22 protein-coding genes and 1 tRNA gene are annotated in these 21,359 nt (G+C 39.2%); 11 read left to right on the forward strand and 12 right to left on the reverse strand.

Features of this window, described 5'->3' with window-relative positions; translation table 11 throughout:
• Positions 1–120 precede the first annotated feature (120 nt).
• From LS74_RS01760 to LS74_RS01795, 8 genes are all read right to left on the reverse strand, one after another.
• Positions 121–196, reverse strand: a tRNA-Ala gene (locus tag LS74_RS01760).
• Between the two features lie 81 nt (positions 197–277).
• Positions 278–1,006 carry a 1-acylglycerol-3-phosphate O-acyltransferase gene (locus tag LS74_RS01765; protein WP_034588953.1) on the reverse strand — a complete coding sequence of 243 codons (729 nt, stop codon included), beginning with the start codon at positions 1,004–1,006 and terminating at the stop codon, positions 278–280.
• Positions 990–2,084 (reverse strand): SH3 domain-containing protein, encoded by a 1,095-nt coding sequence (locus LS74_RS01770; RefSeq protein WP_034588954.1) that lies wholly within the window; start codon positions 2,082–2,084, stop codon positions 990–992. Before LS74_RS01770 ends, LS74_RS01765 begins: the two co-directional genes overlap by 17 nt.
• Positions 2,085–2,095: 11 nt before the next feature.
• Positions 2,096–2,755 carry a phosphoribosylformylglycinamidine synthase subunit PurQ gene (purQ, locus tag LS74_RS01775; protein WP_138128715.1) on the reverse strand — a complete coding sequence of 220 codons (660 nt, stop codon included), beginning with the start codon at positions 2,753–2,755 and terminating at the stop codon, positions 2,096–2,098.
• A complete protein-coding gene (gene purS / locus LS74_RS01780) occupies positions 2,752–2,994 on the reverse strand; it encodes a phosphoribosylformylglycinamidine synthase subunit PurS (RefSeq protein ID WP_115025991.1) in 243 nt (80 codons plus the stop codon). The genes purQ and purS overlap by 4 nt, the downstream gene beginning before the upstream one ends.
• Before the next feature lie 18 nt (positions 2,995–3,012).
• Positions 3,013–3,726, reverse strand: coding sequence for a phosphoribosylaminoimidazolesuccinocarboxamide synthase (gene purC, locus LS74_RS01785; protein WP_034589494.1), 714 nt, complete (start codon positions 3,724–3,726; stop codon positions 3,013–3,015).
• Between the two features lie 25 nt (positions 3,727–3,751).
• A complete protein-coding gene (locus tag LS74_RS01790; RefSeq protein WP_138128717.1) occupies positions 3,752–5,104 on the reverse strand; it encodes a S41 family peptidase in 1,353 nt (450 codons plus the stop codon).
• A 160-nt stretch (positions 5,105–5,264) separates the two neighbouring features.
• Positions 5,265–6,257, reverse strand: a complete 993-nt coding sequence (locus LS74_RS01795; protein ID WP_236096760.1) for a hypothetical protein — start codon at positions 6,255–6,257, stop codon at positions 5,265–5,267.
• Positions 6,258–6,395: 138 nt separating this feature from the next.
• On the opposite strand from LS74_RS01795, the gene LS74_RS01800 reads away from it, so the two are divergent.
• From LS74_RS01800 to LS74_RS01850, 11 genes are all read left to right on the forward strand, one after another.
• Positions 6,396–6,914 (forward strand): peptidylprolyl isomerase, encoded by a 519-nt coding sequence (locus LS74_RS01800; RefSeq protein WP_034589464.1) that lies wholly within the window; start codon positions 6,396–6,398, stop codon positions 6,912–6,914.
• A 45-nt stretch (positions 6,915–6,959) separates the two neighbouring features.
• Positions 6,960–8,288 carry an MFS transporter gene (locus LS74_RS01805; protein ID WP_138128719.1) on the forward strand — a complete coding sequence of 443 codons (1,329 nt, stop codon included), beginning with the start codon at positions 6,960–6,962 and terminating at the stop codon, positions 8,286–8,288.
• Positions 8,289–8,609, forward strand: coding sequence for a hypothetical protein (locus tag LS74_RS01810; protein WP_034588562.1), 321 nt, complete (start codon positions 8,289–8,291; stop codon positions 8,607–8,609). It abuts the gene before it with no gap.
• 145 nt (positions 8,610–8,754) lie between these two features.
• Positions 8,755–9,522 carry a tRNA 2-thiocytidine biosynthesis TtcA family protein gene (locus LS74_RS01815; protein WP_034588566.1) on the forward strand — a complete coding sequence of 256 codons (768 nt, stop codon included), beginning with the start codon at positions 8,755–8,757 and terminating at the stop codon, positions 9,520–9,522.
• Positions 9,523–9,579: 57 nt separating this feature from the next.
• The gene (locus tag LS74_RS01820; RefSeq protein ID WP_034588560.1) at positions 9,580–9,840 is read left to right on the forward strand and encodes a hypothetical protein; all 261 of its coding nucleotides are present in this window, start codon (positions 9,580–9,582) and stop codon (positions 9,838–9,840) included.
• On the forward strand, positions 9,822–10,181 hold the full coding sequence (locus tag LS74_RS01825; RefSeq protein WP_034588557.1) for a CiaD-like domain-containing protein: 360 nt from the start codon (positions 9,822–9,824) through the stop codon (positions 10,179–10,181). The genes LS74_RS01820 and LS74_RS01825 overlap by 19 nt, the downstream gene beginning before the upstream one ends.
• 347 nt (positions 10,182–10,528) lie before the next feature.
• Entirely contained in the window at positions 10,529–11,209 is a 681-nt protein-coding gene (arsR, locus tag LS74_RS01830) for an acid response regulator transcription factor ArsR (RefSeq protein WP_034548291.1), read from the forward strand.
• 8 nt (positions 11,210–11,217) lie between these two features.
• Positions 11,218–12,480 carry an ArsS family sensor histidine kinase gene (locus LS74_RS01835; RefSeq protein ID WP_034588554.1) on the forward strand — a complete coding sequence of 421 codons (1,263 nt, stop codon included), beginning with the start codon at positions 11,218–11,220 and terminating at the stop codon, positions 12,478–12,480.
• A gap of 2 nt (positions 12,481–12,482) precedes the next feature.
• Positions 12,483–13,448 (forward strand): porphobilinogen synthase, encoded by a 966-nt coding sequence (gene hemB / locus LS74_RS01840; protein ID WP_138128721.1) that lies wholly within the window; start codon positions 12,483–12,485, stop codon positions 13,446–13,448.
• Between the two features lie 17 nt (positions 13,449–13,465).
• On the forward strand, positions 13,466–14,131 hold the full coding sequence (locus LS74_RS01845; RefSeq protein ID WP_034589425.1) for a hypothetical protein: 666 nt from the start codon (positions 13,466–13,468) through the stop codon (positions 14,129–14,131).
• An 88-nt stretch (positions 14,132–14,219) separates the two neighbouring features.
• On the forward strand, positions 14,220–14,942 hold the full coding sequence (locus tag LS74_RS01850; RefSeq protein WP_034589426.1) for a YebC/PmpR family DNA-binding transcriptional regulator: 723 nt from the start codon (positions 14,220–14,222) through the stop codon (positions 14,940–14,942).
• A gap of 278 nt (positions 14,943–15,220) precedes the next feature.
• On the opposite strand, the gene LS74_RS01855 is transcribed toward LS74_RS01850, so the two are convergent.
• The 4 genes from LS74_RS01855 to LS74_RS01870 form a co-directional block, all read right to left on the reverse strand.
• Positions 15,221–15,994: a M15 family metallopeptidase gene (locus tag LS74_RS01855; RefSeq protein ID WP_236096761.1), complete on the reverse strand. Its 774-nt coding sequence runs from the start codon at positions 15,992–15,994 to the stop codon at positions 15,221–15,223.
• A gap of 71 nt (positions 15,995–16,065) precedes the next feature.
• Complete coding sequence (locus LS74_RS01860) at positions 16,066–19,134, reverse strand: efflux RND transporter permease subunit (RefSeq protein ID WP_138128724.1); 3,069 nt, start codon at positions 19,132–19,134, stop codon at positions 16,066–16,068.
• A complete protein-coding gene (locus LS74_RS01865; RefSeq protein WP_034586580.1) occupies positions 19,134–19,832 on the reverse strand; it encodes an efflux RND transporter periplasmic adaptor subunit in 699 nt (232 codons plus the stop codon). The genes LS74_RS01860 and LS74_RS01865 overlap by 1 nt, the downstream gene beginning before the upstream one ends.
• Before the next feature lie 34 nt (positions 19,833–19,866).
• Positions 19,867–21,285, reverse strand: a complete 1,419-nt coding sequence (locus LS74_RS01870) for a TolC family protein (RefSeq protein WP_034586583.1) — start codon at positions 21,283–21,285, stop codon at positions 19,867–19,869.
• Positions 21,286–21,359 lie beyond the last annotated feature (74 nt).

Raw genomic sequence — 21,359 nt, forward strand, 5'->3', positions numbered from 1 at the left:
CTTTAGGAAAAAAATATCATTTTTTGATTTTCTAAACTTTAGGAAAGCCTACAGAAGGTTGTTTTAGTTTTGTTTTGTTTATTTTGATTTATGTCTATTCGTGTTTGTTTGTAAAAGAAATGGTGGAATGTAGGGGGGTCGAACCCCTGACCTCAACGCTGCCAGCGTTGCGCTCTCCCAACTGAGCTAACACCCCAAAAAATAAAGAAACTTTCAAAAAAACATCGCAAAAAAAGGGCAAATTCACCAAACAAGCAGAATCTCGCAACCAAAAAGGCTAGGATTGTGCCAAATTGTTGCTTAAATCCATCTTATTTAGCTCGTGGTAGTGTTTAAGATACACTTCCTGCATACTCATTTCAAGCTTTTTATACCAATTTTCATCATCAAAGTCTGGTGTAAAAGCCTCCATAAGCACCACTCTAGCCTTATTTGTTTCAATAGACAAAGGCGAAGTATTATACAACTTACGCGTGTTAATAAGCACCACAGGCTGGATTCTAAGCTTCAACTTAGAAGCTAGAATCCTAGCCCCGGGCTTAAAAGGCAAAAACTTCTCTCCCCCCTTACTTCTCGTGCCTTCGGGAAAAATAGCAATAGGACGATTTTGTGCTAATGCCTTCTTGGCTTCTTTTAGCAAAAATACAATCCCATTTTTATCTTCTCTATCAATCAAAATCATATCAGGAGCCTTGAGTGCGTGTCCATAAAGTGGAATCTCACCAAGCTGTTTTTTAGCCACCCAGCAAATATTCTCTGGATGAAATCCCTCAAAATAAATAATATCCGTAACACTTTGATGATTCATCACCAAAAGCTGTGCGTCCTTATCATAGTCCCCCACACGCTCAACCGATAAACCATTCAAGCCAAAAAACCAACGACACTGCCGCCTAGCCCACCTACCATTTTCCTTAGAACGCGTCAAATAAATCTGTGCGATGATGATAGGCAGATACAATGCGATGGAGAGTGTCGCAAAAATTGCTCTAGTTTTTGCCCACATATTCTTTCCTTATCCAGCCAACTTTAGAATCTATAATAATCTTATAATACTCCTCATACTCGCCTATAATATCCACTTTTGTGGGTGTTTTGACCACTTCCATAATCGTAGAATTATGCGATGGGATAATGCTAATATTCGCCCCAGCTTGTGCCACACCTGAAGTCGCACTAAAAAAGATATTGTATGCCAACAACAAAAGAAGCACAACAAGCACAACAAGGCTTATCTTGCGGATTTTTTTAAACACAACCCACACTAAAACCACAAAAACAATAAGCCCGCCAAGTAGCAGATTCTTAAACATCAAAAAAGTATTGCGTGGTTTAATATCCCCGCCCTCATCAACGCTGTTACGCGTGAGATTAATAGGCAGAGTGATATTCACAAACTGCTTTTTACTTAAACTAAAATAATCAAACGACAAAGAACGCAAAGCCTTATCCAGCACAACATAATAAATTCCATAAGTTACACCATCAACCACCTTGCTGTCCTCCAAGCCCTGTTTGGCATACTGCCCTATTTTCATACTTTGAAGTGTGCCGCCTCTGCTTTCAATTTGAAAAATCACTACATTATTTTGCTCATCATATTCTTTTACACGATAATCCACAACTTCCATTGAATCCGCAATGACATTTGCATAGTTTGGATTATTATTTAGCTCCACAGCCTGAAGCTTCGCTCCATTAGCGACTACCTCTTCTTCATAGCTCCCATCAGCTGAAGCCACTTTCACACGCAAGGGGGGTAAGATGACATTTTTACCTTTAATCTTATACACATAAGTATTTTGCAAGATTCCATTGCTACCCTCTTGCCAACTTGCGGATTTATTTTTTAGCTCCACATTATTTTTTTGACTAAAATCTAGAAACTCAACACCCACAAGTTTAGCTTGAGAAAGCAGGGTTAGGCTATACTTCACAGCAATATCCTGCCCCACATACAAGCTTGTATCATTACTTGGAAATTCCACATTGAGATAAGCAATTTTTGAAGGCGTATCAGCATAGGCAAAATTTAGTCCAAAAATAAACAACAACGCCCATAAAAGATTTTGAAGCCTACCCATTCTCTAACTCCTTAACTTTTTTGCAAAAGGTTATCAAGCATCGCCACCCCATCACAGCCACCAAGCACCATTTCAATCGCTCTCTCCGGGTGGGGCATAAGCCCAAAGACATTTTTAGCTTCATTACACACCCCAGCAATGCCGCCAACCGAACCATTAGGATTATCTACATACTCAAGCAGAATCTGCTCATTTGCTTTGAGTGCCTCCAAGCCACTCTCATCAATAAAATAATTGCCATCGGCGTGTGCAATAGGCAGGGCAATCTCTTGATTTTTAGCATAAGAACGCAGAAAAATATTATTTTTATTCACCACACGCAATGTTTGCATTTTTGAAATAAAGTGCAGATTCTCATTGCGTTTTAAGGCTCCGGGCAATAATCCCGCTTCGCACAGAATCTGAAAGCCATTGCAGATTCCAAGCACCCTGCCACCTTGCAAAGCATACTCCCTAATCGCTTTCATAATCGGCGAAAACTGCGCAATCGCCCCACAACGCAAATAATCCCCATAGCTAAAGCCACCGGGCACAACCACAAGCTGTGTATCTTTGGGAATCTCACTCTGCTTGTGCCAAAGGATACATACTTCCGCCCCAAGCTTTTCAAAAGCATACTGCGTATCAAACTCGCAATTTGTCCCCGGGAATCTAACCACAGCTACTTTCATTGAACAATCTCAATATTATAATCTTCAATCACAACATTGGCAAGCAACTCTTCACACATATTTTTTGCTATCTCGTAGGCTTTATCCGCATTATCTTCTTGCAAATCTAGCAAAATCTCTTTTGAAAGCTTAACACCCTTTAAAGATTCAAATCCGTGTGCATTCAAAGCGTGAAAAATAGCCTTTGCCTGTGGGTCAAGCACCCCATTTTTAAGTGAAACAAGAACTCTAACCTGCATATACTCCCTTTCTTACTCTTAAGATCCTAAAATGCGTTTTAGCACTTCTTCATACGCCACTTTGACACTGCCCAGATTCTGTCTAAATCTATCTTTATCCAGCTTTTGATTTGTCTGCTTATCCCAAAAACGACAGCTATCTGGGCTAATCTCATCAGCCAAAATAATTTTAGAATCTTTATCCCGCCCAAACTCAAGCTTGAAATCAACAAGTTTTAAACCCCTTTTATCAAAAAAATCTCTCAAAATCTCATTTATCTTTCTTGCTTCAGCCTTAAGCACTTCTAGCTCACCTTGCTCTTTGACTAAACCTAGAATCTTACAATGCTCATCATTGATAATGGGATCACCCAACGCATCATCTTTGTAATAAAACTCCACCAAAGCAAAGGGCAACACACTCCCTTCACTTATGCCTAAACGCTTTGTGAGTGAGCCTGTGGCGATATTTCGCACAACCACTTCAATGGGAATAATACTCACTTTTTTACAAAGCATATCAATGTCATTTAAGCGTTTGATATAGTGGCTTTCCACGCCATTTTTTGCTAAAAGCTCAAAAAGCAAAGAGCTAATTTGACAATTTAAAGCACCTTTGCCAGATTCAACACCTTTTTTCTCGGCATTAAAAGCTGTTAAATCATCTTTAAATTCCGCAATTACCACATTTCCATCGCTTGTGGCAAAAAGTTTCTTACCCTTTCCTTCATACAACATTGCTTCTTTTTGCATAGTTCTCCTTTGTTTGACTTGATTTTTATTTTGCTTTATTCGTGCCAAAAGTGCCTATAACACCCCACGCCTTTAATATATCAATGGCAGTTTTAAGCTGAATATCTTGGTATATCATACTTTGTGTAACAAGCTTTTTATCATCTTTTGGAGCTTCAGCTTTGTTTGTTTGCTGATTTGTCTTATCCGCATTTGCCTTATCTAACTCCCCTTGCAAGTGTCGCTTCAAATCAGATTCTTTAATGCTAAAGCTATTTTCATTCTCTGGTGCCACACCCGGATATACGACAATATCAGGGGTAACGCCCACCGCCTGAATCGTCCTGCCACTAGGGAGATAGTATTTTGCAGTTGTGAGCTTTAACCCCTCATTTTGATCCAGCTGCATTACCGTTTGCACACTGCCTTTTCCAAATGTCTGCTCCCCTATTAGCACCGCTCTTTTATGATCTTGCAACGCCCCTGCGACAATCTCACTTGCACTTGCACTTCCGCCATTTATCAGCACAACCACAGGCACATCTCCATACGATGCACCCTTTGCCTTGTATTCAATATTTTCTTGCTTTGTGCGTCCTTTTTGTGAGACAATCACACCACTTTTAATAAACAATCGGCTTAAATCCACCGCTTGATCAAGCACACCACCGGGATTATTACGCAAATCAAGCACAATTCCATCAACTTTCCCTAATTGCTTTAATCCACTTGTTACATTACGCGTTACATTTTTATCAAATGACGCCACACGCACATACGCAAAGTTACTCTCCTCAATTTTACGCACTTTGACAGAATCTATTTTGATAATATCACGCACGATATTAAACACCAAAGGCTTAGATTCTCCCTTACGAACAATTGTAAGCTCTACCTTTGACTTAGGTGTGCCACGCATAAGATTCACCGCATCATCAATACTCATATCAATGGTGCTTTGATCATTTACTTTGATAATCACATCGCCACTTTTTAGCCCAGCCTTATCGCCGGGTGTATCATCAACAGGTGCAATAACGGTCAATGCACCATCTTTTAACCCAACGGTGATACCAATCCCACCAAACTCGCCATCGGTATTTGCACGCAAATCATCAAATTTCTTTTTGTTTAAATAGTTTGAATGTGCGTCTAAATTGCTTAAAAGCCCATCAATAGCTTTATCTACAATCTCATCAAAACTCAACTCATCAACATAATATTCCTCCACAATCCCCATAATGCGGCGGAGTTTTTTAAAAGATTCTACCTTATTGACTTCTTGCACTTTTGGCTTTGACTTTTGAGCCTCATCGGCTGATAGCCCAACAAATAAAGCCGAACTTATTAGTAATGATGCAATGATACCCGCCAAAACAACACGCGATTTACTCATCATAATTATGCCTTTAGTGATTGATTGTTTTTGGATTTTACAAAAGCTGTATTCTACCCAAAAAAATATATATATTCCTAACAGATTCTACTTTAAGCAAAATCCCCTCCAAAATGCTATCATTGATTAAGATGTTAAAGACTTAAACAGAATCTAAGCAAACCTAATAAAAGCTTGTGCGTCCTTTCATATCAGTAAAAAATCGCTCTCTTTTGCTCCCTAGTTTCTTACACGCATTACGCACAAACTCTTCATTGATAATCTCTTTATCCTGCACATCACATAAGAAATCCTGAATCACATTGCGATTAATAAACACCGGCAAATACCCAACCCCTGCCCTACTCATAATACCCAAAAACACGCCATTTTTATCATAAAATGCCCTGCCATAGGTAAATTCCTCATAAGAATCCCGCCCCATCTCAAAGCCATACACCTGCTCAACCCTTCTATCAAAGTCATAATATGTTGCAAATTTGGTGAGCTTCAAACTCTGCTGAATAAACACAAACTCATCATCAAGATAGGGATAATATGCCTCTGTCTGTGGCTTAATCCCAACACTTGAAGCAAAAACATTTACCCCAAAATGTTTGTAGATTCTATCTTGATAATAGCTTTTTATGGGACGCATTTGACAATAGCTATCCACATATTTTGCCACCTTTAGAAGTGCAAGTCCTGAATCTAAATCTATTGCCTTAATGCTAAGCTGTGCCACACACATCATATTTGCATTAAAATCATCTTGCATTTTTGCATAAATCTTTGTGGGGGTAATTGTGCCATTGTAGATGACTTCCGAAGATGTAATATAAAAGCCGTTTTTCAGCAATGTCCCCAAACCCTTTTTAAACGACCCATCATTAAAAGAAGATTCAATAATGGCTGTGCTATAAATCCAATCGGGTAATTTTGGGAGCTTCATATCTCGTGGGGAAATGCCCTTTGATGAGGGAGATTTGGCTTGTGGGCTGTGATTTATAGAATGCGTAGCGTTATGTTCTTTCTCTTGTGGCATAAAAAGCTTTTGTGGGCTTTCATACCCCTCCATAACTTCTTTCAAAGAATCTTCAGAGCCATAAAGCAAGGCAGGATTCACCATATACATTAAAGCCACAAATATGGTAAAAACAACACCCCGCTTAAACACCGCCAACACCTTTCATTGAAATATTATTAAACTAATATCGGTAAAATCCCCGCACTTTTTACATTGCAATGTAGAATCTGTATCAAAGCCAATATCGGCTTTCATTCTATAAATCTTAAGCAATACAAGGAGCAAACAATGTTTAGAGAGGAACTCAAAGTATTTGATATAAATCAAGATGAGCTAGAAAAGCTACAATATGCTTTCATAGCGGTAAAATCACCAAATGGAGAGGGCAAAGGCACAATGACCTTAAAGCTCTTTAATGCCGATGCACCACAGAGTGTTACAAATTTTGCCTCATTAGCTAAAAGTGGATTCTACAATGGCTTAAGCTTTCATCGTGTGATACAAGGCTTTGTCGCACAGGGCGGTTGCCCCATTGGCAATGGCACAGGCGGACCGGGATATAGAATCAAATGTGAGCTAGATAACAATCCACACAAACATAAAAAAGGCGTGCTATCAATGGCACACGCCGGACGAGATACAGGCGGTAGTCAGTTTTTTATCTGCTTTGCCCAGCAACCTCACCTTGATGGAGAACACACCGTTTTTGGCGGGATTGAAACGGAGGATTTAGAATCTTTTAAAGTGCTTGATAGCATTAAGCAAGGGGATATTATAGAATCTATTAGCATTGCTTCATCACGCTAGATTCTCATCTCTAGCGACACATTTTAGGACATCATAAGGAATCAAATGAAAGCTGTTTTTCCTCTTGCTTTAATTTCTAGTCTGCGATTTTTTGGACTTTTTATTGTTTTGCCTATCATTGGACTTTATACTGATGAGTTTCACACCACGACGTTTTTGGCTGGACTTGCCGCTGGTGGCTATGCCCTAACGCAAATCATTTTTCAAACGCCCTTTGGAATCTGGAGTGATAAATACAACCGCAAACATATCGTAGGTGTTGGACTTTTTATCTTTTTACTTGGCTCTTTGGTTTGTGCGTTTGCGGAAAATATCACTATGCTTATTATTGGACGATTCTTGCAGGGAGCTGGGGCTGTTGGCGGTGTGGTGAGTGCGCAAATTGCCGATTTAGTCAAAGAAGAAGAACGCAATAAAGCAATGGCGATTATGGGAGCTGGAATCTTCATAAGCTTTGTTTTAGCTATGCTTCTAAGCCCCATTGTGGCAAGCACCTTTGGGCTGAATGCCCTATTTCTCATCACAAGTGCCTTTTGTGTGCTGTCCTTGCTTATTTTATATTGGAAAGTCCCCGACACGCCAAGTGTAAAATATCACTTCAACGACACAAGCACAAGCAATCTTTTAAAAGATAAGAATCTGCTGATTATGAATCTTAGTGCGTTTTTGCAGAAGTTTTTGATGATTTTTGCCTTTGTATGTATAAGCCTTGCTTTGACACATCATTTTAATTTAACAGAAGGGGATTTATGGAAAGTCTATGCTCCTGCGGCACTTGTAGGCGTTTTTGCGATGGGTCCTTCATCAATCTTTGCACAAAAAAAGGGGCAGTTTAAAGCCGTTATGCTTTTTGGAATCTTTGCCTTTGTGTTATCTTACTTCCTTATGGCATTTGCCACACCACAAGAAAACCTTTTGCTTTTTGCTGCGGGGGTTTTAGTCTTTTTTATCGGCTTTGCCATTCACGAGCCTATTATGCAATCCCTTGCTAGTCGCTATCCTAAGGCTCATCAAAAAGGTGCAGCCCTTGGCATTTTTACCACACTTGGCTATGTTGGTTCAGCCCTTGGCGGAATGTGCGGTGGGTGGCTGTATGAAGAGATAGGATTGTTTCATCTTTCGCTTATCATTGCTGCGGTATGTGTGGTATGGGCTGTTATTTTGGCAATATTTCTTACAAATCCTGCAAATCATCAAAATCTCTATCTCCCATTAAAAGATTCTATCACTCAAGCACTGCCTAAGCTAGAACAGATTCAAGGCGTGATTGAGTTTTACATTAATCAAAATGAGAATCTAGCTATTATCAAATATGATGCTATACTTACAAATGAAGCACAGATTTTAAAAACTCTTAATGTGGAGCGACCATAAATGGAATTTTATAAAAAAATCATTATCGCTTCAGTGATGGGAGCATACCTTTGCTTTCTTATCTATCAAAATAGAGATTATTTCACAAAGAAAAAGTCTCAAACCGATGATGAGCCTATCTATATAAAAGCAGAAGATGGCAGCAAAGATTATATAGAAATAACTTTCCCTAAGGATTCGCATAAGGTATTTTTGCGATATTGGAGAGATAAAGAAAAGAGATTTGAAACACACACAATGTCTTATGATGAGTTTGTGGAAAAGTGGGGGGATATTCACAAAGAGCATAGGTTGAAAACTCCGCCGAATATAAAGGAATAAAATGTATAACGCTACGCATATCACTAATGCTAAAATCCAAAAATGGAGTGTAGATTCTAGTTTTAGAGCAGAATCTCAAGGGGATTTTGTAGAGTCTGCAGATTTCAGTGCGGATTCTAGTGGGGATTGCAAAAAAAGCTCTAAGATGAAAGAAGCACCAAAAATCAGCAAAAAAATCCTAAGCGTTGTAGGCAAAACAAATGCACAATATGGCTTGATTAAAGAAGGCGATAAGGTGCTTTTAGGCTTAAGCGGTGGGAAAGATTCTATCCTTTTAGCTACAATCCTTGCCTATATGCAAAGACACGCACCCTTTAAGTTTGAGTTTAAAGCCTTAACCGTGGATTATGGCAGGGGTGGGGAGTATGAGTATATTTTTGAATATTGTGAAAAGCTAGGCATTCCCTATGAGCTATACCGCACGGATATTTATGAGATTTTAGAGCAGAATAAAAGGGAGGGGACGATTTATTGTAGCTTTTGCTCTCGTATGAGGCGTGGGGCGTTATACAGCAAAGCCTTAGAGTATGGTTATAACAAACTCGCTTTAGCACATCATTTAGATGATGCGGCGGAGAGTTTTTTTATGAATCTCACTTACAATGGAGCTATGCGGTCTATGCCGCCTATTTATCGTGCGGAGAATGGGCTAGAAGTGATACGCCCTTTGATTTTTGTGCGTGAGCGGCAGATTATTGATTTTATCGCAAGTAATGGTATCTATATTGCACCTGATTGCAATTGCCCGATTAACTGGCTAGATTCTGATAAAAAGCCTTATGCTAGAGAAGCTACAAAGCAGTTTTTGAAAAATATGGAGAGTGAAAATCCAAACTTTTTCAAATCGCTAAAAAATGCCTTTAGCAACATTCACGCCGGAAGTTTCTGCGACACAAACTACCTTAATATTTAAATTAGCAAAATCATTATACAATGTGGCGTTTTATCTTTTGAAGTAGGAGCAAAGACTTTGAGTATCAAATCAATCACACTTGCTAGAATCTACGAAATGCACGGGCTGAAAGAAGATGCGTTAAAAATCTACCGCGAGATTTTATTGCAAGAGCCGAATAACAAAGACGCACAACAAGCCATAAAATATCTTATGCTTACACAAAATAACTTCCCACAAGTCAATGAAATGCGTAAAGAGCAGCTCATCAACCCACAATCCCAAGATGAAACAATCCAATTTCAAAGGTGGCTTTTCCAATGGAACTCAAAGATTTAATACTTGAAACGATTAATGAACTCTCACATCCATCTCTCACGCAAGATTCACAAGCTAAACCCATAGAATTAGCAGAAACTTTTCATACCTTTGATAGCTCCCCTACGCCCATTGCTGAAAACTCCACTACTGAAATGCCCCACTCCACGCATAAAAGTGCTGAATCCTTAAAAGAAGAATGCGAGTTTTTAGAAGGCTTACAGGAGCGACTTTTGGTGCTTTTTGAAGGACTCAAAGCAGAGCATAATCAAAATATAGAATCTGCTCTGCGTATCACAACCCACTTCCTTGAACATCAGCTTAATGTAATCCAAGAGCGTTTAGAACTCCTAAAAAAATAATTATATTTTAATTTGTATATTGTTTTTACAAGATTGTTAATCATCATTAAATTATTGTTTAACAATGCCCTTTAAAATTCTCCCAGCCTTTAGCCTGAATGAGATAGGGCGAGGTGATGGATTAACCATTGTGAGCATCATCTCAAAGGAGGTTATCCCCCTCCAACTTCCTCCTTGTTTCCCTAGATGCTCACACCGATGACAACTAAACCTTTATTGAGCTGCTCAAGCCCCCACTTGAGCGGTTTCTTTCTCTCTTTTGACAATCCCAAAACAATACTTAAGCTATCTAAAAAGTGTTTTGTTATACAATCCCTAACTTTTTTACCACAATTAAAGGTTACACAATGCTAGAAGTTTTAATGATTGAAGATGATGTAGAATTAGCAGAAATTATCACAGGCTTTTTGAAACAATATGATATGAATGTTACTAATTATGATGAGCCATACACCGGAATGAGTGCGGTTAATGCAAAACATTTTGATGTTTTGCTCCTTGATTTGACTTTGCCTAATCTTGATGGCTTAGAAGTGTGCAAGCGAGTAGCAAAGCAAAATAGCATTCCTATTATCGTATCCTCCGCACGAAGCGATGTTGATGATAAGGTTGAAGCCCTTAAAAGCGGTGCAGATGACTACATCTCAAAGCCCTATGACCCAAAGGAGCTAGTGGCTAGAATCCAATCGCTCCTTAGACGCTACAACAAAAAGAGTATCAAAGAGCAAGATAAGGAAAAAGATAGTGTATTTAAGATTGACAAATACAGCCGCCAAGTATTTTTTAAAGATAAAAAGCTAGAGCTTACCCGTGCGGAATATGAGATTCTCACTCTACTTATCAGCAAAAAAGGGCACGTGTTTTCACGCGAAGCCATCGCTATTGAATCTGAATCTATTAACCCTGAAAGCTCAAATAAAAGCATTGATGTCATCATAGGACGCCTCCGCTCCAAAATAGAGGAAAACCCGAAGCAACCCCAATACATTATCTCCGTGCGTGGTGTTGGCTATAAACTTGAAGCATAGGGCATTCTATGCTTTCCTTTCGGCACTCTATCTTTTTTAAAATCATCATTTTATTTCTTTGTGCGTTACTGAGTTTTTTTGCTATCTCCTATTATTTTATCCAAGAGCATATAGAAAATGAGAATATCCTATCCGAGCTGCGATACTCGCAATTCACCACAACAATCAATGAGATAATGCAACACGGTGGCAATCTCCAAATCATCAAGCAATACCTTCAAACAATGCAATTTGTGCCGGTAGAAGAAGAAGAGATTAAACGCGTTTTGCAAGAGATTAATAAGCTACCCACAGACTTTGAAGGCGTATTTGCAAAGGCAATCAACACTCAAAATGGCATTTATATCCTGCTTGAAACGCACAATGAAACTACACTCTATAAAGACAACTCCCGCAAATCTTATGAGGATTTTTACATTATCACGCTTATTGGTATTATCCTTTTAACTTTTGTGTTTTTCATCGTCCTAAAAAGCCTAATGCCCCTTAAGATTCTAAAAGGGCAGATTAAGCAATTTGCCGATGGTGCTTTTACTCCACAATATAAGCAAAATACAAAAGATGAGATTGGTGAGCTATATTGTGAGTTTCACAAAGCGTCAAATAAAATTAAAAGCCTAAATGAATCTCGCTCCTTACTTTTACGCTCTATTATGCACGAGCTAAAAACGCCCATCACAAAAGGGCGAATTGTGGCTGAAATGGTGGAAAATGACAGTCAAAAACAGCAGCTTTGCTCCGCCTTTATGCGTCTTAATGACCTAATCAACGAGTTTGCAAAGATTGAGAAAATCAACTCCAAAAGCTACCATATTAACAAGCAAGAGTTTTTGTTATACGATCTTATTCATCACACTGAAGAAATGCTCCTTATCCACGATTCTAGCCCCATTACGCTTGAGAGTGAAAATGCCCTTATCAAAGCGGATTTTGACCTTTTTGCTATTGCGTTAAAAAATCTCCTTGATAATGCCATAAAATACAGCACAGATGGCAAAGTGCGTGTCTATACCAAAAATGACAAGCTCTACACTAGCTCTAAGGGTGAAGCCTTGCAATATCCGCTAGAAGACTACTTCAAGCCCTATTTCAAAAATGAAAAGTCCCCACAATCGCAAGGCTTTGGCTTAGGAATGTATATCATCAAAAATACCCTTGACAATCAGGGCTTTGACTTTAGCTACAAATACGAAGATGGTTGTAATGTTTTCATCATTCATCATTGTGTGGTGGAAAACTACTGCCCCATTAAACCCAAAAAAGGAGATTAACAATGTTTAGACGACTAAAACGCACACGCCTAAAAGCCCCTATGCGAGAGCTTGTAAGAGAAACTAGACTACACAAGCAGGATTTTATCTATCCGCTTTTTGTGATTGAAGGACAAAATGTCAAAAATGAAATCCCCTCTATGCCCGATGTGTTTCAACTAAGCGTTGATAATATCCTTAAAGAATGCGAGGAATTGCTGAATCTTGGCATATACCATATTCTCCTTTTTGGTTTGCCAAGCCACAAAGATTCTTGTGGAAGCGAGGCTTTGAGTGATAAAAGCATTATCCCGCAAGCCATAAAAGCCATAAAAAAGCATTTTCCACAGATGATTATCACGCTTGATTTATGCTTTTGCGAATACACAGACCACGGACATTGCGGAATCTTAGATAAGAATCTTAATAGCGTAGATAATGACGCCACACTTGAAATTCTAGGGCAACAAGCCTTAGTCCTTGCAAGTTGCGGTGGGGATATGATAGCCCCAAGTGCAATGATGGACGGAATGGTAAGCACAATACGCACCTATTTAGATAAAGGCGGATTCTCTCATATCCCCATTATGAGCTACTCTACTAAATTTGCAAGTGGCTATTATGGACCATTCCGCGATGTGGCAAACTCCGCTCCAAGCTTTGGCGATAGAAACTCTTATCAGCAAGATAGTGCTAATCGCAGGGAAGCTATCCTTGAAAGTCTAACAGATGAAGCTGAAGGAGCGGATATTTTAATGGTAAAACCAGCCCTAGCCTATTTAGACATCGTGCGTGATATTCGCGACCGCACTTTGCTACCCTTAGCGGTATATAATGTCAGTGGGGAATACGCTATGCTAAAACACGCACAAAAAGCCAATCTCATTGACTATGAACGCGTTTTATTTGAAACACTCACAGGCTTTAAACGCGCAGGAGCGGACATCATCATTAGCTATCACACTAAAGAGATAGCTAAACTTCTTTAGAATCTTAAAGGCTTACCTTGCTAGATTCTAGCCCTAATCAATGCCTAGCAGTTTCTACTTCCCCAGCCACATCTCAAACTTTTATGCCCGATACTTTTATGCCAATGTATGCCCTACCCGCAGAAATTACCCTTTTCACACAATACGCACTCAAATCCAAAGCCTATATAGAATTTGGCTGTGGCGGTAGCACATTTTTACTCTGCTATCTTACACAAGCACAAATCTTTAGCGTGGAATCTAACCCTACTTTTATCAATGAGCTATCCCAAAATAGCCTTATCCAAAACGCCCTTGCCCACAATCGCTTGAGATTCTATCCCATTAATATCGGCGAAGTGCAAAAGTGGGGCTTCCCAAAAGATGAGAGCCAAAGACACAGCTTTCCACTCTATTCCCAAAGTATCTTTGTCAGTCTAGATTCTACACTTCGCTCACAGATTGATACAATCTTTATTGATGGGCGGTTTCGCGTGGCGTGTGCTTTGAATGCGATTTTATATTGTCCGCAAAGTATCATTATTATCCACGATTTTTTTAACCGCCCTCATTATCATATCTTGCTTGATTTTTTAGAATGTATAGATTCTGCTAATAGCCTTGGAATCTTTCAGGCAAAGCCCACACCAGATAAACAAGCTATCCTTAAGCTTTTAGAGCATTATCAGTTTGACCCAATGTAAAAGCCTTTAAATTTCCCTAAATATTGAATAATCCGCCAAGCTTTAGCTATAATGCCACCTTTTAGATTCTAAATCCAAAGGATATATTATGGGACGAGCATTTGAATATCGCCGAGCCGCCAAAGAAAAACGATGGGATAAGATGAGTAAAATTTTCCCTAAACTTGCTAAAGCCATTACCGTTGCTGCCAAAGAGGGCGGATCTGACCCAGCGATGAATGCCAAGCTTCGCACCGCCATTGCCAACGCCAAGGCACAAAATATGCCAAAAGACAACATTGACGCGGCAATCAAACGAGCCAGTGGCAAAGATGGAATCTTTAGTGAAATCACCTATGAGGGCAAGGCAGCCTATGGTGTGCTTATATTCATAGAATGCACCACAGATAACCCAACCCGCACCATCGCCAATATCAAAAGCTACTTTAACAAAACGCCAAATGCAAGTATTCTTACCAATGGCTCTATTGATTTTATGTTTTCACGCAAAAGCGTCTTTGAGTTCCGCACACAAAATAGCCACGATATAGAAGAGCTAGAACTCGCCCTTATTGATTATGGACTAGAAGAGCTAGAAAAGCTAAGCGATGAAGAGGGAGAGTATTACATCGCTTATGGAGATTATACGGACTTTGGACGATTGAATGAAGGCTTTGAAACGCTGCAGATTCCAATCTCAAAAGCCACCCTACAGAGAATCCCAACCTCCCCAATCACACTTGATGAAACACAACTCCAAGAGATTGAAAAGCTCCTTGATAAAATTGAAGAAGATGATGATGTCCAAGCCGTTTATACAAATATTGAATAGCCACCAAATAACAAGCAGATTCTAGCCTAGCTTAGAATCTGTGGATTTTACCCAAATCTTCATTGAAATCTTTTGGCAAAAATTTATCCAACACTCAAACATATCGTTAAATGTGATTATTTGTTGCAACCCACCCTTCCTTTTTCTCTCATAAAGTTGAAACTTTAGTAATTTAAAAAATGATTGGTTTTTTTTGAGTTAAGTCTTCAAAACATTATTTGACTATAAAATAAATAATCCCCTAAACCTGCACATAAAAGGTTTTTGCACCGCAGTTTCTACCGCACTGACTTAAAATTTCTCGCATAGCAAATAATTTCTGGGCGATACTCAAAGTGCATCGTATCATAGTGCCACCATCGCCCACCCCACACAAAGCCTTCTGCCTCAAATGCCTGAACAATCTCTAGGGGAATCTGATTTTCATATTGATACTCGTTGCGTTCTTTTCTATCCCACAGCCAATATTTTGAAAACTGCGTATTAATATCTAGAGCAATCCCAAAGCTGTGTGGGGAAAGATTTGGAGAATCTGCGATATTACGCCAATAAAAAGCATCTTGATCACTCAAAAACTGATAATACGCCTGTGGTATATTCTCAAGCCTTTGCATTACACGAGCAAAAGCCTCACTTGTGCCATTAAGCGTTGTAACAACAACAAAACCTTTTTCAAAACGATGTGGAAACCACGGCAACTTCACAAGATGAGCCTTCACCTCATCTGCTGAATGCCCATAAATCTCTTTGTAGAATCCCAAATGCCTTACCCTAGAAGTATCTTTATTGCGATCTAGCACATTGCCTTGGAGTGGGTAGGGATAGGTAAAAGCATCGTTCATATCAGGGGAGAGAATCTTCTCATCATAGTCCTTCTCCCTGCCATCATTCCATACAAATCTTGCCCCAGATTCAAGCACCACTTCATTATCGGCAATCCTTACCACCTGCGGGTAATGCCTTTTTACGCACTCCTGTGCGAGAGCATCATCTATCTCTTGTGCTCCAAGCATTACAACCATACATACATATAAACACGCTATTCGCTTCATATCCCTACCCTAGAATCTACGCTTATATCGCAATTATAGCTTGTTTTTGTATATTGTATCGCACCCTTTTGTTAAAACTTATCTTCCGCCTTAGGCTTATAGAATCTCTGCAACCAATCATCAAGCGGCACAAGCAATCGATACAACGCAGGAACGATAAGCAAACTCAAAAACATAGAGAAAAGTAGCCCTCCAATAATACAAATCCCCATAGGCGACTTCATACCAGCACCCGAGCCAACAGAAATAGCCAAAGGTATCATACCAAACACCATAGCAATCGTTGTCATCAAAATGGGTCGTAGCCGAGATTCTCCAGCAAGGATAAGTGCTTCATCAGTGCTATACCCCTCTTTTCTTTTCTCATTTGCCACATCAATGAGCAAAGTCGCATTTTTCCCAACAAGCCCCATAAGTATCATAAGCCCCATAAGCGAGAACATACTGAAAGGCTGCCCCACAACAAAGAGCGCGATAAATGCACCAGAAAAGCTAAAAGGCAAGGTCATCATAATAACAATAGGCTGCAAAAAGCTCTCATACAACGCCGCAAGGATAAGATAAATAAGCACAATAGCCGTTAAAACCGCTACAAGAAAAGCTATCATCATCTCCTGTGCATTTTCTGCTTCACCTTGAAGTCTAAAAGTCGCTCCAGATTCAAGCCACTCACCCTGCTTTTGAGCGGTAATTTTCATCATATCACCCAGAGAAATTCCAGAATCTTTTACAGGGTAGGCATACACAGTTAGCGATCTTTGCCTATCAAGACGCGTAATAACTGATGGAGCGGTTGTAGATTCTATCTCCACAAGCCCTTCTACAAACATCAACTCCCCATTGCCATTTTTCACTTGCAGTTTCTTAATATCATTGATGGAGATTCTATCCGTATTAGGCACGCGTATAGTAATATCATACTCTTTCCCACGCTCTTTATAATACCCAATCGCCGCTTCCCCAGAGAATGCCCCTCGCACGACATTACCAATCTCTTTTGCACTCACACCATAGCGACTAGCATTCTGCTTTAGCACCCGCAAACGATATTCAGGCAAGTTATCCGCAGCATTGATATGGATATTATCTACCTTTCCTGCCAACAATGGATCGTTTTTGAGTAATGCAATAAGATTGTCTTTTGATTTATGCAAACTCTCATCAGTTGGGGCTAAGATTGCTACTTGATAAGGGGAGTTATCCCCTCCACCCATATCGGAGACTTCTGATAGTGAAATGACAAATTCATTAGCCAGCTCGCTACTTTTAAGCTTTTCACCCACTTCCGCCATAATCTCAAACTGAGAAAGTTTCCGCTCTTTAATAGGCTTTAAACGCGCATAAATTTGAGCCTTAAAGATATTTTTTTCATTTGTATAGCCAATCTGCAATGAAGTAAATTCCACATTCTCATTTGCCATAACAATATCTTGCAAGATTCCCGTTTTTTCTTTCATTGCACTCATACTAATGCCGGGCTTTGTCTCCAAAAAGACTTGAAATTCACTCTTATCATCAGGGATAATAAACTCCATACCAATCTTAGCTAGTAGCATAATAGATAAGAAAAACACGCCAATAACGCCCACAATCACCTTAATCTTATTTCGCAACACAAAAGCAAGGGTTTTGACATAATAGCCATCAAGTGCTTTAAAAAATGGCTCTGTGCAATAATAGAATCTTGAATGCTTGGGATTTACCACGATTGAAGAAACCATAGGGATAATGGTAATAACAACAATATATGAGATTCCAATAGCCGCTGCTACGGTTATCCCAAAGCTTTGAAAAAATCTCCCCACAATCCCACTCATACTTCCCACAGGGATAAATACCGAAAGCAACATAGCCGAAATGGCAATGAGTGCAAAGCCAATCTCACGCACACCCTCATAGGCTGCCTCACGCTTACGCATACCAGATTCTAGCTTTTTATGGATATTCTCAATCACAACAATAGCATCATCAATAATAATCCCAATAGCAAGAGCCACCGCAAGAAGTGTCAGCATATTGAGTGAAAATCCAAAGAAATTCATCAAAGCAAAAGTCCCAAAAATAGAAATAGGAATGCTGATAGCCGATACAAGCGTAATACTCACGCTTCTTAGGAACATAAATACAACAAATACCGCCAAAAATACCCCTAAAAGCACATCAAATTCAACAGAAGCAATGGCTGAACGAACATTTTGTGTCGTATCTTTAAATGCCATTACTTCATAATCAGGGCTAATAGCTTCAATCTGTGGCAGGACTTTCATCACCGCATCAGCAATGGCAATATCATTTGCCCCAGAAATTTTTTGCACCTCAAAAATCACACCGGGTGTTTTGTTTAAAGACGCAAAAGTCTTATCTTCTTCAATCCCATCTTCAATAGTTGCAATATCCCCCAATCTAATGCCTTCAGCCACGCGGATATTCCCCACATCGCTTAAATCCGTGCTTTGTGCATCTGTGGTGATTGCCCACTCTTGCAATGTGCCAATAAGCCTACCGCCGTCTATCTCAAGATTCTCTAACCCTATTTTATTTGAAATGTCTGTGTAAGTTAGCCCATATTTATTTAGCATACTAGGGCTTACAAAGATTCTAATCTGTCGCTCTCTATGCCCTCTCATCTCCACGCCACCAACGCCAGAGATTTTTTGCAATAACGGCTTAATATTATCCTTAGCGTGTCGCATAAGCTCGGCTGAACCCACCTTATCACTTGTAAGAAAAATTGAAACTATCGGCATAGAAGAGCTATCAAATTTATTGATACTTGGTGTCTTTACTCCAGAATCTAGCTGCAAAGACCCCACCTTATCTCGCACATCATTGACCGCACTATCAAGGGGCTTTTCTAGCTCAAACTGCACGATAACCATACTTACATTTCTTGCAGAGCTTGAAGTTACTTTTTTAATCCCATCAATCCCCATAACCGCTTCTTCAATCTTATCGGTTACCTTTGTCTCTACAATCTCTGCACTTGCTCCCGGATAGCTTGTAATCACCACAGCCACAGGAAAATCAATATCCGGAAAAAGTGAAGTTGGCATTTTTTTTACACCCAAAAACCCAAAAAACAAAATCGCAAAAGCAAACATTAAAGTTGTAATGGGACGAGTAATGGCAAACTTATACATTATTTTGTCCTTATATAGCCATCACCAAATGTCCCGGGAATCACACCTTGGACTATGGCTTCAGCTTTGACTTTGCGTGTGCTTGTGCTAGCAGTTGGATAAATTTTGCTAATAGTTGTATGCAAATCCTCTTTTCTCCCATCAATGCGGAAGTCAAATCTATCACCCACCTTAACCTTACTGATATATTTAAAATCAAATTCAAGCACAAGCTTTACATCTTTGGTTATCAGCCTAAAAAGCTTTGTGCTATTAGCACTCACACCATCGCCTAGCTCAATCTCTTTAGAAGCGATTACACCATCAAAAGGAGCTTTAAGCTGCGTTTTACTCAACATTGCCATTTGATAAGAATAGTCCGCCTCAAGCTTTTTATATTCTGATTTATACCTATCAAGTGTGTTTCTATCCACAGCTCCACCACTTCTTTGGTATCGTTCATATTGTCTTTTAGCAAAAATATATTGCTGCTCCGTTGAACGCGCTTGAGATTCTATATCTTGATTAAAAAGTGTGAGAAGTAAATCTCCTTTTTTTACTTCACTCCCCACATCAACTAAAATATTTGATACAATCCCGCTCGTTGCGAGATTCAAATTCGCATCTTTTATCGCTTCAGCATTAAAAATCGCATATACATCTTCACCCGCATACATATGCGATAATAACATTAATCCCACCAATAGAATCTTTCTCATCTTTACTCCTTTATTTGTCGCTTACTACTCAAATTTATTCAATGTGTTGAGCCAAATCCTGTCCGCTGTAATAAATATAATATGCTTTTTGCATTTCATAGTTATTTAACGCCTGATTATAAGTCGCCTCTGCCTCTACCTTTTTTGTCAAAGACTGCAAATAATCTGTGAAGTTTAGAATCTGTGCATCATATTTTTTAGCCACATTGTCAAAAGCAATATTTGCCGAACGCAATGCCGCCTCACTTGCCTTAATTTTTGCTACGGCAATCTCTAGGCTTTTACGATACATTCTTTCATCTTTTTTTTGCTCTTCTTTTTTATAGGCAAGCTCTTTAAGTGATTTCATATAGCCAAGCCTTGCCGCTTCATTTTGACGATAAATTGTTAGAGCATCAAGGTGGATTGTCGCACTTATCATAATTTGATTTTGATTGAGTGGGAATGAACGCTGAATCATAGGAAGCATATCATTTGCACTCATACCCAGTGGCAAGTCCTTGAATGCAAGAGAGCCATTTTTAGTAATATCACTATTAATCACATAGGTATCACTCACACTTACAATGGGCAAATAATTAATCTGTCTTGCTTGATATTTAGCACTTTGAGCTTGGAAGTTAAGCATATTCAAATCGTGTCTATTCTCATCAAGTTTAAAAAGTGGCGTTTTGATAGTCTTACGCTCTAGTGCCTCTACTTCAGTATTTGATAAAAGTGAAAGCATAAATTTATTCTTTTCAATCTCCATTTTAATATTAGCAAGTTCGTGTTCTGTGGCAAGGACTTCTGCACGCAAAGATTCTACATCATCAATAGTCGTAAGCCCTGCATTATACAAACGCTCCACGCGTTTAATATTAGATTCAAGTTGTGTGCGTTTCTGCTCAAGGCTTAAAAGCTGTGCGCGGTTGGTAAAATACCCATAATACTGCTCAATGATATTTAAAAATAATTGATCTTTTGTATGCTCCTTATCTTCAATACTTGCACGATACAATGAGCCTTTCTCACGCACTTTATTATAAGTCTTAAATCCGCTGAAAATCTCCCAATTCGCCTTGGCACTGCTTGTATGAGCTTTTAGACGCATACTTGGATTGTCCGTATCTTGGTATTGATATGCCCCATCAAGTGTGGGTAAAAACTCCCCATAAGCCGCACGATTTACCGCTTGGGCTTGTAAAATTGCCAATTCTTTAGCCTCAAGATTGTAATTTTTCTTTGCCCCCTCTAATAATTCAGCCAAAGTAAAAAGCCGCCCTGAAGCCTTATCTGTCTCGCCCTTATTTGTTGGGGTTTGACTACTCCCTTGAATTTGTAGATTATCTTTTGTAGATTCAATCTCTTCAAACCGATATACTTTTTCAGATTCAAAATTATCGTTTTGAATCTCCGCAAACATCTGCGAAGCGAATACAAATGCTATGCATACAATACTTTTTCTCATCATACAATAACTCCTAAGTGATGATTATAAAAATTTGGAGTGGGATTTTAGCCAAATTTTGTAAATAGTTGCATATA

This window comes from Helicobacter magdeburgensis, assembly GCF_000765825.2.
In the GTDB taxonomy this organism is placed as follows: Bacteria; Campylobacterota; Campylobacteria; order Campylobacterales; family Helicobacteraceae; genus Helicobacter_C; species Helicobacter_C magdeburgensis.

Excerpts from the sequence above, each read along its gene's own strand:
- LS74_RS01870 (WP_034586583.1), bottom strand. The coding sequence starts at position 21,285 with ATGATGAGAAAAAGTATTGTATGCATAGCATTTGTATTCGCTTCGCAG.
- LS74_RS01800 (WP_034589464.1), top strand. The coding sequence starts at position 6,396 with ATGTTTAGAGAGGAACTCAAAGTATTTGATATAAATCAAGATGAGCTA.
- arsR (WP_034548291.1), top strand. The coding sequence starts at position 10,529 with ATGCTAGAAGTTTTAATGATTGAAGATGATGTAGAATTAGCAGAAATT.
- LS74_RS01815 (WP_034588566.1), top strand. The coding sequence starts at position 8,755 with ATGAAAGAAGCACCAAAAATCAGCAAAAAAATCCTAAGCGTTGTAGGC.
- LS74_RS01810 (WP_034588562.1), top strand. The coding sequence starts at position 8,289 with ATGGAATTTTATAAAAAAATCATTATCGCTTCAGTGATGGGAGCATAC.
- purC (WP_034589494.1), bottom strand. The coding sequence starts at position 3,726 with ATGCAAAAAGAAGCAATGTTGTATGAAGGAAAGGGTAAGAAACTTTTT.
- LS74_RS01805 (WP_138128719.1), top strand. The coding sequence starts at position 6,960 with ATGAAAGCTGTTTTTCCTCTTGCTTTAATTTCTAGTCTGCGATTTTTT.
- LS74_RS01765 (WP_034588953.1), bottom strand. The coding sequence starts at position 1,006 with ATGTGGGCAAAAACTAGAGCAATTTTTGCGACACTCTCCATCGCATTG.
- LS74_RS01770 (WP_034588954.1), bottom strand. The coding sequence starts at position 2,084 with ATGGGTAGGCTTCAAAATCTTTTATGGGCGTTGTTGTTTATTTTTGGA.
- LS74_RS01825 (WP_034588557.1), top strand. The coding sequence starts at position 9,822 with ATGGAACTCAAAGATTTAATACTTGAAACGATTAATGAACTCTCACAT.
- purQ (WP_138128715.1), bottom strand. The coding sequence starts at position 2,755 with ATGAAAGTAGCTGTGGTTAGATTCCCGGGGACAAATTGCGAGTTTGAT.
- LS74_RS01860 (WP_138128724.1), bottom strand. The coding sequence starts at position 19,134 with ATGTATAAGTTTGCCATTACTCGTCCCATTACAACTTTAATGTTTGCT.
- LS74_RS01855 (WP_236096761.1), bottom strand. The coding sequence starts at position 15,994 with ATGAAGCGAATAGCGTGTTTATATGTATGTATGGTTGTAATGCTTGGA.
- purS (WP_115025991.1), bottom strand. The coding sequence starts at position 2,994 with ATGCAGGTTAGAGTTCTTGTTTCACTTAAAAATGGGGTGCTTGACCCA.
- LS74_RS01835 (WP_034588554.1), top strand. The coding sequence starts at position 11,218 with ATGCTTTCCTTTCGGCACTCTATCTTTTTTAAAATCATCATTTTATTT.
- hemB (WP_138128721.1), top strand. The coding sequence starts at position 12,483 with ATGTTTAGACGACTAAAACGCACACGCCTAAAAGCCCCTATGCGAGAG.
- LS74_RS01790 (WP_138128717.1), bottom strand. The coding sequence starts at position 5,104 with ATGATGAGTAAATCGCGTGTTGTTTTGGCGGGTATCATTGCATCATTA.
- LS74_RS01850 (WP_034589426.1), top strand. The coding sequence starts at position 14,220 with ATGGGACGAGCATTTGAATATCGCCGAGCCGCCAAAGAAAAACGATGG.
- LS74_RS01865 (WP_034586580.1), bottom strand. The coding sequence starts at position 19,832 with ATGAGAAAGATTCTATTGGTGGGATTAATGTTATTATCGCATATGTAT.